This window comes from Mesorhizobium sp. NBSH29 (assembly GCF_015500055.1).
Lineage (GTDB): Bacteria > Pseudomonadota > Alphaproteobacteria > Rhizobiales > Rhizobiaceae > Neomesorhizobium.
Genome location: NZ_CP045492.1, coordinates 2089891 through 2106018 on the forward strand (window position 1 = coordinate 2089891; position 16128 = coordinate 2106018).

The following is a 16128-nucleotide window of genomic DNA, read 5'->3' on the forward strand; positions in this document are numbered from 1 at the left end:
GCGGTCCCGGAAGCGACTTCGCTGTAACTGTGAAATGGAGGCAGCCTTGAGCACCCAGGTTATCGCGTTCGCTCCTCTGAAGCATAGCCGCAGGAAAATCGAGATTGCAGCGGGCCTTGCCAATATGGCGCTGACCTACGTGTCGACGCTCAAACAATTTCTCCCTCTGCTTGAACGTGACCCCTTGTCGATCGGGGTCTGCTGGTCAAGCAATCGCCTTTCTGCCCTTGAGCAGTGCCACATCACTCGCGCCCGTCTGGACAATCTGTTGTTCATGCTTCTGCCGATTTCTGCCGGCCACAAGGCAGTCGTCGATTTGCTGACTGCGGGATCTGACGATGTTCAAACCGACGACACAGACCCTCGTGAGCTTGCGGCCCGACTGGCGGCATTAGCAGCCCGGCGTCGTGATTATGTGTCCAGCAAGTTTAGTTTTTGCGGTTGCTCATTTGACGCGGTGGCGGGGACAGTTATGTCCCCATCGGCTTTCACCCGCCTGACAAAGTATGAATCGAGCGTGTTGTCCTTGCTGATTGGCCATCGCGGTAACTTAGTGGCAAAGCGGGCAATCCTCGACGGGGTCTACCAGGGTCGCGACGAACCCGACATAAAAATCATCGACGTTTTCGTCTGCAAGCTCCGCAAAAAACTATTCGACGTAACCGGCGGACGTGACGTGGTCGAGACGGTTTGGGGTAGGGGCTACCGGTTTGTCCCAACCGGATTCGAACCAAAGTTTTCCCACATTAGAAAGGGCGATTGAATGACTCTGCGTCCTTCGTCCTTCCCACCAAGACCCAACAATCTCTACGAGACAGAACCGTGGGCGACGGAAGCCCTTCTACGCCACGTTGATATCTCAGACAAAACCATTTGGGAGCCTGCTGCCGGGCGCCACAAGATGGCGAGGGTTCTTGCTCGGCGCGCCCTCCATGTCATCACCAGTGACATTGTCCACTACGAGGTCAGGCACGACCACATTTTTGATTTTCTACAGCAAGACGACCACGAAATGATGCTGCGCCCAGACGGCATAATCACCAACCCACCGTATGGACCTCAGAACCGGGACGCCGTTCGCTTTTGCGAACTGGCGCTGCAGCGGACCCACGGTATTGTTGCGATGTTGATGACCGCAAAGTTCGACAGTGGGAGCACTCGATCTCACCTGTTGCGCGACAATCCGAGATTCAGAGCAAAAATAGTTTTGGTCGATCGCATCCAGTGGTTCCCCGGCTCATACGGCGGGACGGAGGACCACGCATGGTTCGTGTGGGGTCCTCAATCCCCTTTCCCGTCCCCTCCAATTCTCCGGTACGAAGGCAAGGCCACGGCATGACGTACGACGCACGGATCGCACTAGCGATGTCGCTTCGCGACGAGAGATTGATCCTCTCCAGATTTGAGTGGGAAACGCTCGCCAAAGGCGCTCAGGAAGAATGGTGCCGCCGAGCCGATCACGTTGAGCGGCTTCTGAAAGCCCACGGTTACATGCTGGTGCAGGTTGGCGATCCCAAACGAAAACCTGTCTACAAAGGCTCCACCGTCATCGTCAGCAACCAGTTGGCACACGAGCCTGGTACAGATCGCAGAGTCCGGTTTGATGGCGACAAATGGTCTATTGTGACCGCAGACAAAAAAACCGGCGAAACGACGATCGAGCAGTCATTTACGATCGCCGAAGCAATTACGGTTGCGGGCATGATCCTGGCTGGCAGCCCTGAGCCAGCTCAGCGAGCCGGCGTCGGCCGACTGCTCGCGGCCATGATCGAAATCTACAGACTCAATGCAGACGGGATGACCGAATGAACGGGGTGGATGCTCGAAGTCGAGAAATTTTGGGTGGCTATCACGGCGAGTTCCGAAAGGTCCACAAAGCCGCTTGGGAAGTCGTATGCCTCGGAGGTACGCCATGTGTTTTTGAAACCGCCCAGGAGGCGGAAGTAGCAGCATGGCGCGCACTGCGATCCCATCTTTGTAACGACATAGTCGGTTCCGGGGCCAAAGCCTCATCAGGCAAGAGTAAAGCCGAGGAACTGTTCGGCTCTATTTTCAAGCGCGGGAAGCGTATCCAGGTGGAGCGCAAAAAAGGTGCCTGACGTTTCTGAATTCACCGCCATCATGGCAGACGTGGCCAACGAGGTCATGACTCCAATTGCCGGTCCTTTCAATAAATCCATGTCGAACTCAAAAGAGCGTCGATGGGGTGAGAAAGGTGCATTCTCTGTCGACCTGCAAAAGGGCGTGTGGCGCGATCATTCGGACAATACAGGCGGTGGGGTTCTGGACCTCCTAGCCGTCTACGCTGGCCTTTCCAAGCCGGCCGCCCTGGCATGGCTGGCTGAGCGCGGTCATCTCAAAAGGAACACTGACAACCGTTCCTCGTCGGGATCCAATGATGGGCAGCAGATCGACAAGTTCGCCGGGTTCATGGACGATCACCCTGTCGCGATTTTCAAATACTACGACGATAAGGGTGGGCTTGCCTACGAGGTCCTGAAATTTGCAAAGACAGCACCACGCCGATACATGCAGCGCCGGCCTCATCCTGCCGGCAAGGGGTGGATATGGGGTCTCCAAGAGGGGAAATATGGCCAAACCCGATCCGGTGACTGGTTTAAATTCAAGGACGACAAAAAGTACGAGGCAACCGAGGAGTTCGAGGATGCGCGCTGGTTCCTTTATCACCGCGCCGAAGTCGTAAAGGCCGTTTCCGAGGGGAGGCCTATTATCCTCGTCGAGGGGGAGAAGGACGTCGAGACGCTGCGGACGTGGGGCCTAACGGCCACCACGAACCAAGGTGGCGCGAAGAACTGGAAACCTGAGCTCGACGGCGACCTCAAAGGTGCTGACGTTGTCATCTGCTCCGACTTAGACAAAGCCGGGAATGCCCGCACACTGATGCGCGGCGCAGCATTGCGCTCTGTGGCCAAATCGGTGCGTGTTCTCGATATGGCGAACCACTGGAAGGACGCTCCCGATAAAGCGGACGTCACCGACTGGAAGGAACAGGCTGGCGGCACAGGGAAAGTGTTTGAGGAATTTGTTGCCACCGCCCCGGCATGGAAACCAGAACGTCCTAAATCTCGGTTCGGTGCGATTCCTTGGTCTGACCGTCAACGCAAGCAGAAGCGATTGGAATTCCTTGTCGACGGCTGGCTGACGGAAACTGGCGTGACCTTCCTCGGTGGACCTTCAGGGTCTGGCAAGTCGTTCCTCGCCCTGCACATCGCCATGTGCGTCAGTCGTGGAGTCGACTTCTTCGATAGACCAGTGAAGCACCGCGGTGTCATCTATCAGGCCGGAGAAGGCGGCGTAGGCCTTCTCGACCGCATGGACGCCTTCGCCAAGCACTTCCAGGTTTCTGATGAAGAGGAAATTCCTTTTGAACTGTTGCCGGCGAAGATCGACATTTTTTCTAAGGACAGTAGAGACACCGAGAACCTGATCCAAGAAATCAAAGCTCTTGCACTCGGGATGGCCGTCCCGGTCGGCCTGGTCGTAATTGACACGCTGTCAAAGGCGACAGTGGGCGCCGACGAGATCAACGGCAAGGATACAGCGGCAATCCTCGCAAATGTCGAGAGAATCCGCGACGAGTGCAACGTCAATGTCATTGTGGTTCACCACATGAATGCTGACGGAAAGAAACTTAGAGGGCATACGTCGCTCCGCGATAACGCTGACACGGTGATCCTGATCACTAACGACAAAGAAACCGGCATTCGAGACGCTATTCTTGACAAGCAGAAGGACGCCGAGGACGGGCTGCGGTTGAAGTTTTCTCTCGGCGCTGTGGCTGTCCGTGTCAACGAGGTTACTGGCTCAGACGTAACATCGTGCGTCGTATTGTCGGTGAGTGAAAAAGAACGTCTGAAAGCGGAGCAAGCCCGCATTGGATATGGTCCGAGTCAGACCGAACGGCGCATTCTCTTGAACTATTTCGATACGGTCGATCGGCATGGCCGGCTGGTCACAAGCGAAAAAGAGGGGCCTCGGGCTGCACTTGGGAAAGTGGTCGTCAACTACCTCGACTATCAGGCCGTCGCGCTCGAGAAACTTATCGAGGTCGAAGACAAAGCAAAAGCAGTCGACCAGATCAGAAAGGAATTCTCTCGGGCAAAGGATGGTTTGGCCCGCTATGGAATCCTTGAAATGCATAAACCCTTCGTCTGGTGGACAGGCAAGCCCATCCGCGGTTTCCCACGGACGTTCAAAAAACGTGACGACGAATTGGATGTTGGGCAAAACTCCATTAGCCCAGGTCTGCAAGAAATTATGACAAGCGGCTCAGACTACGAGATCTTGCTATGAGTGCTTTCAGCGGATTTCGACGCCAAGTGCATGCGGACCGCACGATTTACATCGTCTATGTGCTATGGATGATCGGTCACTCGCATCGGACGATTGCGGCAGCACTAGGGATGAGGTCAAAGCAGGTCGCTGGCATCATCCACAATTCGAAAGTCTATCGCGGCCGAGCAGCAATGACAGACGATGAACGCCGGCAGCACCTTGAGGACCTCAGGGTAATTAGAGCAGGTGATGACGGCCAGACTATCGATAACGGGGCGCTCGACAGAATACCGTTCAAGGTACGGCCTCTCAAAGCACGTCAGGGTCGGGGACCACTGAAACGAAAGGTCGGATTGTGAGCGGTTCGGTTGTCAAACGACGTTTAAAATCCCTCGAGCAGATGAGATCTGACAACGCTGCGAAGGGTATCGCAAGCAAGACCCGCAAGATGGAACGCGATGCCCAGATAGCTCGGGACGTCCAGGAGGCGGAGAAACTGGGGGTAACGATCTTCATGCTGTCTGCCCAACGGCGCGGTCCCATCGTTCTCCCTATGTCAGCGTACTACACTCGGGATGGAGAACATGAAATGAGGCGGGCAACGTTCTATCGCAACATCGCCCTCGTATTTGGATCCCCCGGTTGGCATTTCTCGAACTCAGGGATACGGAGCAAAGCGGGTGACGTTGGGCACGGTGGCCGTGCTCGAGACGTCCAAGCTGTCGGCCGAGGCAGCATTGCGCTGGACATGAACGCGGCTTCCGCGCCGCTCGAATGGCTGGCTTCAACAGGTCGCTTGGAAACTCATGCCGATCCAGCCGGCCAGCGAATGCTTCGCTTCGCTGTTGCCACAAGCTTTCGGGATATCCAGCAGGGAGCCGAGTTCGCAGGGTTGAAAGGCCAGGCCTACGACGGAAGTGGAGGCGGCGGCGGCGGTGCTGGGCGCCCGGTGACGGACCACATGATCGACTGTGTAAACCTGCTCATTAAAATCAGGGCGTCGATGCACCCTGGCCTATTTCGAACCATGGTCCGAACCGTCTGCGACGATGAATGGATTTGGGAAAAAACGAGCACGCCAAGCGACCGTCTCGCGATCATATTGCATCTTCACCAGGCGATAGACAAAACGGCCGTCACATTGCGCTACATGACGGCCGCAGATTTTCGAAAGCGGTGGGGCAAGTTTACGCCGCTTTGGATTCCTCCGAAGCGGAAGCGGAAGAAGAAGGCTCTTGACGAGCAACAGCCCGCTCAATGATCCGCTGAACAGCCCCAACGTCAGCTATTGCCGCATCTGTTTCCGGCGTCCACGCCGGCAACCCGGCTCGCACCGCCGCCAAGGCCAGCCGTTCTGTCTCGCTCAGCTCACGCGCCCCACGGCTTACCAAGCTTGCCAGATCTTTTCTGAAGCCGATCAGCGCGCCCGCTTCGCTGACCTGCTTGCGGTTGAAACCCATCTTCTCCATCCATTCCTGAAAATTGTTCATTTTTCACCTCCAACTGTTTCGATGAATACCGGCAAGTTTGCCGGTAGATTGGTACATTCGCGAAAGACCATAAGATCCGTCATAGGGTGACTCTCGCCCCGACGGAGTTCATTCCTTGTCCTGGGCACGCTCAGTAATCGAACGTGCCTTCACAAAGTTCTCTTCTGTAGCAATGAGCTTGACGAGGACGTGGGCCGAATGCGGCACGTCCGCCGCTCCGTCCAGCCACATCATAACCCGAGCATAAGGGACGCCATAAATCTCAGCGAAGTAGGTAGGGGTTATGTTCGCTTCGTCGAGGGAGACGGCAAAATCCGCCGCCGTGATCCTCTTGTACGCGCCCGCCTTTCGGGTATCGACCGTCCTGGATGTGAGAATGCCGAACAAGGCTTTGCGTGCCGCATTCTCGGCGTCCTTCACGCTTTGGTATCGCCCGGCGCCACTGCTGTCCTCGTTGACGAGCATAGGCACCATTCCGGGTAGAGCGAACTGTGCGTAAAACTCGCCGCTGTCATCCCGGATAGGCAGGGCTTTTGCAATAGGTCTGGATGCAGGCTTGTCGGCCACGGAACGTACCTCGTCGATGTGCGATGCTTCGCGATCGACGGGAACATAATCTAAGCCGACCATCAGCGCCACCGGCGGAAGGGGTGGCCGTCCATGTTCACACGGACAATCACCGTGGAGACATTGGTTCCGACTTCCGAAAATGATCCAATGGGGAGGTCTTCCCAGAGAGCGCCGAATTTTGTCATCATCGCTCGGAAGGCCAAAGATTTTTTTGTCTCCCGGAACTCAGTGCCTGCAGACATGATGGCATGCAGCTCGCCGGTTGGCTTGAGGAACTTCATTGCATGGACCACATGATCGATGTCGCGTTCTCGATCAAACGGTGGATTCATCACGACGCGGTCATAGAGCCCGGTAACTTTGGGGTCGAGACGGATGAAGTCCTGACAGAACACGCGATTGTAGATCCTCTCATCCGACAAGGCGGCTGCATAAGTGGGTTGGATCTCCACGCAATCCACAATGGTCTGCTTCACTATGGAATAGCGACGACCATACGACTCGGTAGGCAGCTCTTTGTGGACCAGAAGCCGAGCAAGGTTGCCAGTTCCGGAACTCGGTTCGAGTATTCGCAGCGGCTGAGCCTTGTCTGCATCAATGGTAAGATGCACTCCACCGACCAGGGTGCCCGCAGCGGCACTTGGAGTTGGAAAAAACCCGTATCGCTTCGCAGGGGTCATTTTCGGATTGTTGAGCGGGTCCTCTTCCTTCGTCTGGCCGTCGCCGATTGTCTCACCGTACCACTCAGCGAGGATCTGATTGACCTTGGTCACCAGGTCATCTCGGGTGAACCACAGATGGGCATTCCCATTCTTAAAACACCTCACCTTGAAATAGGCGCCTTCATGCTCCGACTGTTGCGGGTCGCCCCATTTGCCGCTCTGTCGACGTTCTTGCTCGACCTGGCCAACGATGCCGGCATAGGCAGCCTTCACGGACTGGCCGTCGACGATCAAGAATGTTCTCTCGATGTCCAACAGCGTGTCTCGATGGTTTGTGCTGAAGCTATAGCTGCCGAACTGGTTGAAAGCGTAGTCCAGGATCAATCGCGCCCCGATCTTGAACCCGTCATGGCTGCGGAATCTCCGATCAAGCCTGGAGAAGGCATTGGCCACGCCGCGCCTGAAAATGTGATCGGAGTCGAGCATGAACGTTTCAAGAGTGGCGAAAATATTCTCGACTGTGACATCGGGCATGCCCTTGTCTATTTCCTCCTGGTTGATCAGTTGGCCGTGACGATCCAGTCTGTCGGGTATATACCTCATCTGGTTGCGCAGCTGATCCTTGGCCTCCTTGTCCATCAGGCGCTCAAGGTCGGTGCGCTCGACGATCCACGACCACACGTTGACGTCGATCAGCCGGCGTGCTGTCCGCAGGTAGAGATCTCGCTCCGGAAGGCTGACCGCCTGATTGAACTGCTTGATCTCGTCGATTTGGCTATCGTTGTAGGAATTGATCCCAGGCGATGCTCGGCTGGCCATTTTCTTCGCAGCCCGGATTGCGTCATCCGCTTCTGCAATTTTGGCGTAGGCGTCTGCGTATAGCTCGAGGGCTTGGTTGCGGAAACTGACGATGTCCTCGACAGTGTTGCGTGGCATGATTGCGTTCATAGATCGTTCTCCTGAGTTGGCATGATTGCCGGGGGGCAGGGCGCCGGCGAACCGGCGCCCCCTCAAACGAGTTGGAAAAAAATTACTTATCGAATGTGGATCACCGATTACACCCGCATTGGCATGAGCACGCCCAGCCAGCCGTTTTCCTCACCTCTAATCAATATCGGATCGCTGGCACTGGCCATTTGAAAGACAATGTCGCCACCAGCGGGACAGGCGTTCGCGATCATCGAGGTGAGGTAGTCAGCGTTGAACCCGATCTCAATCCGCTCTCCTTCGTAATCGCATCCAAGGTCACTGGACGCGGCGCCGGTGTCCGGATTATTGACCGACAAAGTGCATTTGCCACCTTCAAACACCGCCTTCACCGCACGCCCTCGCTCTGAGGCAATTACCGTGACGGCCTGCAGGGTGTCATTGAGATCCTTGGCGTCCAAAGTGGCGACCTTGTCATTCCCGGTAGGCATGACGCGACCATAGTCGGGAAACTCGCCGTCAACGAGTTTTGTCGCAATCTGCACGTTGTCCCAACCGATGACGAAAAGCTCCTCGTCCATCTTTATGTCGACCTGTCGAGGAGCGAATTTCCCCTTGAGCAGCTTGTGCAAGACATTGACTGCTTTGGATGGGATGATGACGCCAGGCATTTTGAGGCTGCCCTTTGCAGCGCTCATGGTTTGGCTGTACAGGCGATGTCCGTCGGTTGCAGTGGCTCGCAAAAACAACGACTTTCCACCCTCGGCATCGTCGTCGTATCGATAGGTTGCGTCACTCGCCAAGTGAAAATATACGCCGTTTAAATAGTAGCGGGTTTCCTCTGTCGAGATCGCGGCTTTGACTGCATCAAACGCGTTCCAGAGCGTTGACCCCGGCAGCGCGAAACGGTGAGGTTTGGCCTTGAACGTCTTGGCCTCCGGAAAGTCGGTTGGGGATATGGTTTGCAACCAGAAAACAGCCTTGCCAAATTCGAAGCGAGCAGACGCTGCCTCGCTGGCATTGTCTCCGGTGTTGTCCTCCTGTGCAGCGGGTAAGCTCATCACGATGCGGTCCGATTTTGGCGATTTACTGCACATTGATGCGAGCAGAGAGACCGGGACGGTGGTGCTGAATCTGCTGTCGACCTCGCCAGGAACACGAATACGGATATCCATGGAGATATCTGTACCAGTCAGCACCAGGTCGCCTGCTTCGGCGGCAAGTTTCACATTGGCCAGAATCGGGATTATGTCGCGGGTCACTGTCACCAGCTTGATTTTCTCGACAGCAGCGCTGAATGCTGCTCGATCGATCACCGCGATCGGGGTCGCTGTTGCAGCAATTTTGGGTTCGTTTTTCATCGTGTGTTCTCCATTGGTTGCATGGGGTGCGGGGGGGGGAATGTTAATGGGCGGGGAAAGTGCATCCCCGCCCATTTTGATTGGCTTCGAAAGAAAGGGTCAGGCCTTTAAGATTTTCCAACCCTTGGTTCTGAGGGGTTTGGGTATCCAACCGGTTGCCGCACACGCATTGGCCGCCTCGACAACCATGTCCGATTTTTTCGGCCCCTTCCCGATATTGCCAGTCATCTCCACTAGCGCGTCGTTGATAAGAGGCTTGCTGCAGCTGGTGAAATAAGCAGTCGCGTCGAAGTGGGGCTTAACGTCGGCTTCAAACGAGGTCAGGAACGCAGTGCGCGTCTTGTCTCGAATGTTGTCAGCAGTGAAATCTTTGGTGAACCACTTTTCGGTGAGATCGATAGTACCCGCAAATAGCGCTGCGATCGCCTTGTTGAGCTTCTCCGGTTCCATTTTGGAATAGGCGGCGAAGGAGGTGCCAATTTCTCGCGTTTTGGCATCCGATTTCATGCCGTAATCGATTGTCTCGATTTTGATACGAGAGGGTCGACCACCACCATGCGTCGAATTCACCGATTGCTCGAGGATGGCGGCGAGCAAAGCCAGGGCCTTTCCCGGCTGGGCCACAATTTCATGTTGGAGAGCTTTCGTTGCGGTGTGGCCGATGATGTCCTTGAGGGGCTGTGACAAGGCGAGGGGATCCTTTGCCTTGGCACTGGTCGATTCATCGGCGCCGCCTTTGCCGCCTTTCTCCGCGGTGCTTGGTCGAAGCACCCCCTTTTGAACTCTCATAGTCTCTGTGTCGATAAGGACGCCTGATATCGCCATTTGGTCGGGAGTGAAAAGCGATTGTCGCGAGTTGAGTTCGTCGAACTCGGCATCGAGCGCATTGTAGCTGGCGAGTTCATCGCTCGATAAGCATTCTGGATCGACATCGCTGGTCAGTTCGGAAATAGCGTCTAGCCGATTCAGCTGCTCCGGGGTCAACGCAACTTGCGTTGGATGCAACCGCTTCACCGACCATATATCTTCGCCGAATTCTTCGGTAGTTTCGAAGAACGACCACCCCTCTAGCAGTGCCTCCTCGCGCATCTCGGCAAGGCGGGCATCCTTTAGGTCGGCGATGAGTTCTGCGCTCGACCAGTAAACCTCTTCACCGAACAGATCCTGCTCGACGATGCCGCCTGCAGCGAGGTAGCGTTCCTCGGTGATGAACTCGGCAAGGCTGCTCGACGCCCTCACACTTTCGCGGCGCAATGCGCTGGTGATGGATTGCGGATTATTTCGCTGATATGAACCATCCAAGCGCGAAAAGCAGGCAAGCTGGGCCTCGGGGTCCGAACTGGCTGTGTAAGCGGCAGCGGCCGCAAAGCCGAGCACACCATTCTCGAACGCCGTGAGAATAACTGGGTGCAGTTTTCCAAGCGCCAGGCGCCCTTTGACGAAGCGTTCCGTTTGACCAAAACGCAGGGCTATATCTTCGGTTGTTGCGCCGAGATCTGCCAAGTCCTTGAATGCTCGAAATTCGTCGGTGGGGGACATCTCGCGCCGAATGATGTTTTCGGCAAGGGACATTCCCAAAGCCCTTCTGTCGTCGACGTCGCGGTCGATAACGGGGATGGCAAAATCGTTGGGGAGCTCCTTTTCAGCTATCAGCTCGGCCAGCGCACGCATTCTGCGGCCGCCAGCAAGGACACGATAGCGCTGCCCACCGAGATCTGCGTCGCCGGCCTGGGGTGGTCTGACGGCAAGAGGCTGAATGATCCCATAGGAGAGGATCGAGGCTTTCATCGACCGGATGCTGTCCTGGTCATATTTTTTCCGTGCGTTGACGCCGTCAAGAACGAGGCGGTCAAAGGTGACGTTGAATTGTTGGTGATTGATTTCCATGCTGAATCTCCTTGTTGTGCATGGTTGCGGGGGTAAACAGGCGGGGCCAACGGGCCCCGCCTGTGGACATCAGGCAGCGTCGGTTTGCTTGAAGAGAGTTATGGCTTCGTCGCGTGCCATGAGATTGAGAATGGGCACGTCGTCGCCGTGCTTCGCCTTGAGCAACGCAACGAGCGAATCCATCTCCAATTTTCCCTTTGGCACTTCATAGATGCGGCCTTGGGCTCGGTAGAGAACCTTGCGCTTAAGCGCCTTGTTCATGTCGCGCTCGACCATGTGGTCAGAAATTTGATCGGCACACCAGATTTCGAGGTCGCACGACGTTTCAATGTCATCCGAGATGAACGCCGGGGGCAAGTTGTTGGCAATCCAGGCGTTCACGCCGTTCAGCATTCCCTGCTCGATGCGCTGTTCGTCGCACCCACCGTGTCCAGCGTTTCCCACGGTTCCCACGTTGCTCCCGTCGACCCAAAGGGTGGCCGAGTAGCAGTAGGTCTCGTGGGACATACCCTCGTTGACCTCGATGTTTTTCAGTTCCAGTTTCATGATCTCTCCGTTGCTGCATTGTTGCGGGGGTAGTGGAAGTTCTAAGTCCAGACCCGTCTGTGAAAAAGGACAGCCGGGCCCGCTATCGCCGGCAGGGACTCGGGGTCCGTGCCGGGATTGTGTGTGAGCCAGTTGTTCCGGTAAATCTCGGTGGCTCTTACATTCCGAATTCCGCCGCCGCTGTCATCGCCGACGAACATATCTTTGTAGGTCTCGCAGTCGAGGACTCGCACTCTCTCGAGTCCCTGGCCGTCGAGGTAGGGTTCGACGACGACGCGCAGCTCGCTCAGAGTTGGGCTGGACTTCATTTCCAGCCACACCTCCTTTTTGGCGCCGATCACCGGAATGATTGTGATCATTGTTGGGAAATGGTCCATCACCGGATGGCTTCCGTAGGGGCCTCATCATGATAGTATCGAACCATGCCGATCAGGGCATAGGCTGACACCTTCCGACCGTAGCGGTTGCAAATTTTTTCTGCGGGTGTATCGCCTATCTCGGCGACCTGATTGGGCCATGAAGGGTGAGCGCCTTTGCGAGCCTCAATCGCTTCCTCAAGAGTTGGGAAAATCATCCAAGGAATTATCAGGCTACTTTGGCTGTCAAACTCGTCAACAAGACATCCTTTTGCCATGTCAACACCCCTCGCAAACCGGAGTAAGGCCCAACTTTTCGCCCAACTCATAGTTGCTCCGGTGCGCGGCCATGACCGCTCCTGCTGCTTTGTCGGGGTCTGGGAAACTAGCCGGCTCGATAAAAGGGCAGCCGTCGCTATCGACGCAGTGGGACAAAATGAGCGGGATCACCTCCCAATCATAAGCAATGGTATCGAAGAAATTTTTATCGGCCGATGTGCAGATGTCGTAGACCTCCAGGCACCACTGGCCGAGCGGGATTGATGCATGACGCATCTGAACTGATCCGACGCCTTCGCGAAGTTCATGCCATCGCTGGTCGCCTTTCCCGTCCGGCGCGTTAACTGTCCAATCGTTGATGCACTCCCATACGCAAAGCGCAGCTTCCATCTCGAGGTGAGTGTAAGAACCCTTACCGCGGCGCTCGTTGGAAAGATCGTCCGGGATAGGAAGAGCACGGCCCTCAAAGGCTGCGACGCCTTCCCACGCGCGGGTCAGGTAGGTCGTTCGGTCGGTTACGGCCTGTTTAGGACTGTCCCAACGGTCATCCTCCAGGGCGAAGGCGAGGGCCTGCTTGAAGTTGTCGGCGATGTAGGTCGTCTGCCGGTAGAATGGAACGCGGTAGGTCGCTTCGATGGTGAACATCGGCATAGTCAGTCTCCTTGTTTGCCATAATTGGCGGGTGGTCGTTCAGGGTTTTAGCAGGACGTATTCACCTTTAACGATGTCGATTTCGATGCGACGCAGCGGCACGCCGAGCTCTTCGGCGTGATAGTCGCGAAGCGCATCGATTTGCGCTTGGCAGTAAATTGTCCATTCCCCATTATCAATGGGCGGCTGGTTGTTGCTGAAGCGTCGAAAGACATCCTTAGCATCGACCTCGTACTGAGCATGGAGGAGGCGGTCGGCCTCCTCCCATAGAGCTTCGCTGATCGACTTGGCACCCATCAATCACGCCGTTCCCTTGGTCGGATAGGCTTTGGCAAAATCGGCCATTTTGGTCGCTCGCCACTCGTCAATTTCGGCCTGGATCAAGCCCATGCGTCTCATGTCGTTCTCCGTAGGGTCGGCGTCCGGATCGAGCGTGGCCATGATGCTGGTCCAAATATGCTCGGCGCCGCTCATATATGCATCCCGCAGCCGGGCTAGGTCAGGCGCAGTGGCAGGGTCAACCTTGTGACGCATGCACCAGGCTGCGAAGCCACCAACGATAAGCCTGCCATCGTTGATCAAATTGTGGGTGAAAGCGATGCCGGCTTTCTCCGCCGGTGTCAGCTTGTCCTTCTTTCGCTTTGCTTCGCCCATTTCATGCACTCCTGATTGCGGCGAAGCCTTTGATCTTCACGCGTTCCATTGTCATTTCCCAGAGAGCGCCAAATTCGCCCCGACCCTTTCCAACCCACTCGCGGAATTTTGTCTGGTTTTGATCGTTCAGCGCGTCGTGCAGTGTCAGCATCATTCGGGCAGTTGACCGATCGAGAAGAAGCGGATCGAACGCGCCGGCATGCGCATCGTTGAAGTGCCATGTCTCTCCACGGAACTCGCCTTCATCGGGCCATACGAATGCAGTGGAGAGGCCGTCTGCGATCGACTTGAGCACGTCGAAACTTGCCATGGTGCAGTCTTTCCATGACGAGGGGCGGTCCAGCTTGCGCTTACCCATTTGCGTGCCCCCCATTTGTGGCCAGCTTCGCGACGCGGGCAGCGGCCTCTCGGTTGAGATTGTCCCAGAGGCTGCCGTTCACCCAAGCCCACCCAGCTCTGTCGTGCGCCTCGTAGGCTTTTTTGGCGAGATTAAGGGTGTAGGGGTCGAGCTGCGGCTTTCTACCGGCGAGCACGGCGCGGATCGCGGCGAGTTGGTCATCGATGCCTTCCTGCATCGGGTCGCCCTCGAAACCGGCCATGAATTGCTCGGCCAGATGCAAGGCAGACAACATCATGTAATTCGGGCCGGTATCGTCGACATAGGCGAGGGCGCCACACTCCGGGCATTCGCCTGCCGGAACGATCTCTCCAGGATCAATACGCTGCTCCATGTCCTTGATCGCAGCGAGATCCGAAAAGTGCGTGACCCTGCCACAATCGGCACACCGGCAGGGTGAATAGTCGTTGTAGTAATTCAATTGAACGTGGGACATTTTGGGGTTTCTCCATGTTTTGCCATACTCGGCGGGTTGGTCGACTATTTTGTTCGTCGGAGCTTTCGTGCCATGTGCTCCATTTTAACGACGGTCATGATTACCGGCTTCAACTCAGCCGGCGCGGCGTCGTAGCCGCGCCCCCACTTTCCGTTTAGGCGTGGCAGCAGTGCGCGGGGCACCAAGGCCCAATTTGAAGGGTGAGTGTTCCCCTTGTTACCGTCGAGACATTTCAGGCAGTGGCCTTCTGGCACTGGCCCGTTAATTTCCTCCCAAAGCAACATATGGACGCCGCGCCACCGCGATTGAAGTGGAAGGCCATCGTGCACCTTGCGTTCGACGTACCCTTCCTTTGAACGGCGCTCAGCGCCAACCGGCTTGTAGTTTACGTTGGCTCGGCCGGTCAGGTTCCCTTTCTTGAACTGTGTCTGCGCAGAGTTGGCATTGAAGGGCATTTTCTTACCTTTGTTCGCCGGCGTCGCGCCTTTCTCAAAATGCCCGTCGCGTCCGGTTTTCCAGCCGTTGCGAGTGCACAGCGCTTTGATGTCATCGACTTTGATGTCAGAACGCACGAACTCCTTCACGAACGCTTCGTGCAATGCGCGCCGGCTCATAGACTGCCGAGATTCTATGAAGGACAATTCCTCCGCGCTATAGCGGCGGTTTCGTTGTCGCCCGACAAAGCGCCCAGGCTCGCGCCCAACCTTCCAGCCATATCTCTTACGCAGTGCGTGAAGGTGGGGCGCTTTCACATCGTCGCGGCCGAAGGCTTCCACAAACGCGCGATGATAATCGCTGATCACCATCATCCGGTTGGCATCGAGCCATGCCAGTTCGATGCTGGAATAGATGATCTTGCCTCGCTTCACGACTTCTCACCCTCAATCTGCTTCACAGCCGATGACGGCTGCGCTGAGAGCATGGGCAGGTCTTTTCGGAACCTGTCACCATGGTTCGCCACAAGCGTGGCGGCCTGAATGCCCAGACGTGCATTTTCTACAATCTGATCGGCAACTTTTACCATGCTGTCAGATCTCTTGATTTCATCCTCGAGCTTATCGCCTGTGAGGCCTTCTTCGGCCAGGCGCTCCATCTGAGCGAAAAGGTGATCGTTGAGATCGGTGATCCGATTTTTCATGTGCATTTCTCCCATTGTTGCCATGATTGGCGGGGGGTTAGTCGAGGTTGCGGAAACGGGCCAGTGCCTCTCCTACTACTGCTGTGGCATTGAAAATTAACGCGCCGCCTTGCTCAACGAAAAGCCACACTGCCGACCGATCTTCAGTGATCATCACATGATGCGGATCGGCTTCTTTTCGGTTCAGCAGCGCGGCTACATAATGGGGCGCATCTTCCGATGCGAGTGCCGCAAATCGAGTTTCGATCACTGCGACGATTTGGAAGGCTAAGGGTTGCGAGACGCCCTGTCTGTAAATTTGCTGCGCGAGGTAGAGAACGCAAATGTCTTTGACCGACCATCGTCGGGCGGCCCCCGGGCGGCCGTGTGGCGTTATGGGCAAGCGATCCGCCCACCAAATCAGAGTGGCTCGTTCAATGTCTAAGATGGCTTCAACCTGACGGCTGCTGAAGCAACGTTTCACAATATCATCCATCGT

22 protein-coding genes are annotated in these 16128 nt (G+C 56.1%); 6 read left to right on the top strand and 16 right to left on the bottom strand.

Features of this window, described 5'->3' with window-relative positions; all coding sequences use genetic code 11:
* Positions 1-46: 46 nt before the first annotated feature.
* The 6 genes from GA830_RS20290 to GA830_RS10360 are packed head-to-tail and all read left to right on the top strand — an operon-like array spanning position 47 to position 4655.
* Entirely contained in the window at positions 47-763 is a 717-nt protein-coding gene (locus GA830_RS20290) for a winged helix-turn-helix domain-containing protein (RefSeq protein WP_308460440.1), read from the top strand.
* Positions 764-1339, top strand: a complete 576-nt coding sequence (locus GA830_RS10340) for a hypothetical protein (protein ID WP_195161792.1) — start codon at positions 764-766, stop codon at positions 1337-1339. It abuts the gene before it with no gap.
* Entirely contained in the window at positions 1336-1809 is a 474-nt protein-coding gene (locus GA830_RS10345) for a hypothetical protein (protein ID WP_195161793.1), read from the top strand. Before GA830_RS10340 ends, GA830_RS10345 begins: the two co-directional genes overlap by 4 nt.
* Positions 1806-2099 carry a hypothetical protein gene (locus GA830_RS10350; protein ID WP_195161794.1) on the top strand — a complete coding sequence of 98 codons (294 nt, stop codon included), beginning with the start codon at positions 1806-1808 and terminating at the stop codon, positions 2097-2099. Before GA830_RS10345 ends, GA830_RS10350 begins: the two co-directional genes overlap by 4 nt.
* Positions 2092-4314 (top strand): AAA family ATPase, encoded by a 2223-nt coding sequence (locus tag GA830_RS10355; protein WP_195161795.1) that lies wholly within the window; start codon positions 2092-2094, stop codon positions 4312-4314. The genes GA830_RS10350 and GA830_RS10355 overlap by 8 nt, the downstream gene beginning before the upstream one ends.
* A complete protein-coding gene (locus GA830_RS10360; protein ID WP_195161796.1) occupies positions 4311-4655 on the top strand; it encodes a hypothetical protein in 345 nt (114 codons plus the stop codon). Before GA830_RS10355 ends, GA830_RS10360 begins: the two co-directional genes overlap by 4 nt.
* Positions 4656-5483: 828 nt before the next feature.
* Here the strand turns inward: GA830_RS10360 and GA830_RS10365 are convergent.
* The 16 genes from GA830_RS10365 to GA830_RS10435 form a co-directional block, all read right to left on the bottom strand.
* Positions 5484-5786 (bottom strand): hypothetical protein, encoded by a 303-nt coding sequence (locus GA830_RS10365; RefSeq protein ID WP_195161797.1) that lies wholly within the window; start codon positions 5784-5786, stop codon positions 5484-5486.
* Between the two features lie 108 nt (positions 5787-5894).
* Positions 5895-6416, bottom strand: a complete 522-nt coding sequence (locus tag GA830_RS10370) for a hypothetical protein (protein ID WP_195161798.1) — start codon at positions 6414-6416, stop codon at positions 5895-5897.
* Complete coding sequence (locus GA830_RS10375; RefSeq protein ID WP_195161799.1) at positions 6416-7966, bottom strand: DUF4942 domain-containing protein; 1551 nt, start codon at positions 7964-7966, stop codon at positions 6416-6418. Before GA830_RS10375 ends, GA830_RS10370 begins: the two co-directional genes overlap by 1 nt.
* Positions 7967-8073: 107 nt before the next feature.
* Complete coding sequence (gene dnaN / locus GA830_RS10380) at positions 8074-9306, bottom strand: DNA polymerase III subunit beta (RefSeq protein WP_195161800.1); 1233 nt, start codon at positions 9304-9306, stop codon at positions 8074-8076.
* Positions 9307-9405: 99 nt separating this feature from the next.
* Positions 9406-11193, bottom strand: coding sequence for a ParB/RepB/Spo0J family partition protein (locus GA830_RS10385; RefSeq protein WP_195161801.1), 1788 nt, complete (start codon positions 11191-11193; stop codon positions 9406-9408).
* Between the two features lie 69 nt (positions 11194-11262).
* Entirely contained in the window at positions 11263-11739 is a 477-nt protein-coding gene (locus GA830_RS10390; RefSeq protein WP_195161802.1) for a hypothetical protein, read from the bottom strand.
* 41 nt (positions 11740-11780) lie between these two features.
* Positions 11781-12119 carry a hypothetical protein gene (locus GA830_RS10395; RefSeq protein WP_195161803.1) on the bottom strand — a complete coding sequence of 113 codons (339 nt, stop codon included), beginning with the start codon at positions 12117-12119 and terminating at the stop codon, positions 11781-11783.
* Complete coding sequence (locus GA830_RS19845) at positions 12116-12373, bottom strand: hypothetical protein (protein ID WP_210330826.1); 258 nt, start codon at positions 12371-12373, stop codon at positions 12116-12118. The genes GA830_RS10395 and GA830_RS19845 overlap by 4 nt, the downstream gene beginning before the upstream one ends.
* Position 12374: 1 nt before the next feature.
* Entirely contained in the window at positions 12375-13019 is a 645-nt protein-coding gene (locus GA830_RS10400) for a hypothetical protein (protein ID WP_210330827.1), read from the bottom strand.
* A 45-nt stretch (positions 13020-13064) separates the two neighbouring features.
* A complete protein-coding gene (locus GA830_RS10405) occupies positions 13065-13322 on the bottom strand; it encodes a hypothetical protein (RefSeq protein ID WP_195161805.1) in 258 nt (85 codons plus the stop codon).
* Between the two features lie 3 nt (positions 13323-13325).
* Positions 13326-13679 (bottom strand): hypothetical protein, encoded by a 354-nt coding sequence (locus tag GA830_RS10410; protein WP_195161806.1) that lies wholly within the window; start codon positions 13677-13679, stop codon positions 13326-13328.
* 1 nt (position 13680) lies between these two features.
* Positions 13681-14037 (bottom strand): hypothetical protein, encoded by a 357-nt coding sequence (locus tag GA830_RS10415; RefSeq protein ID WP_195161807.1) that lies wholly within the window; start codon positions 14035-14037, stop codon positions 13681-13683.
* Positions 14030-14512, bottom strand: a complete 483-nt coding sequence (locus GA830_RS10420; RefSeq protein WP_195161808.1) for a hypothetical protein — start codon at positions 14510-14512, stop codon at positions 14030-14032. Before GA830_RS10420 ends, GA830_RS10415 begins: the two co-directional genes overlap by 8 nt.
* Positions 14513-14556: 44 nt before the next feature.
* A complete protein-coding gene (locus GA830_RS10425) occupies positions 14557-15321 on the bottom strand; it encodes an HNH endonuclease (protein WP_210330828.1) in 765 nt (254 codons plus the stop codon).
* Positions 15322-15377: 56 nt separating this feature from the next.
* Positions 15378-15650, bottom strand: coding sequence for a hypothetical protein (locus GA830_RS10430; RefSeq protein WP_195161809.1), 273 nt, complete (start codon positions 15648-15650; stop codon positions 15378-15380).
* A 37-nt stretch (positions 15651-15687) separates the two neighbouring features.
* Complete coding sequence (locus tag GA830_RS10435; RefSeq protein WP_195161810.1) at positions 15688-16125, bottom strand: hypothetical protein; 438 nt, start codon at positions 16123-16125, stop codon at positions 15688-15690.
* Between the last annotated feature and the right edge of the window lie 3 nt (positions 16126-16128).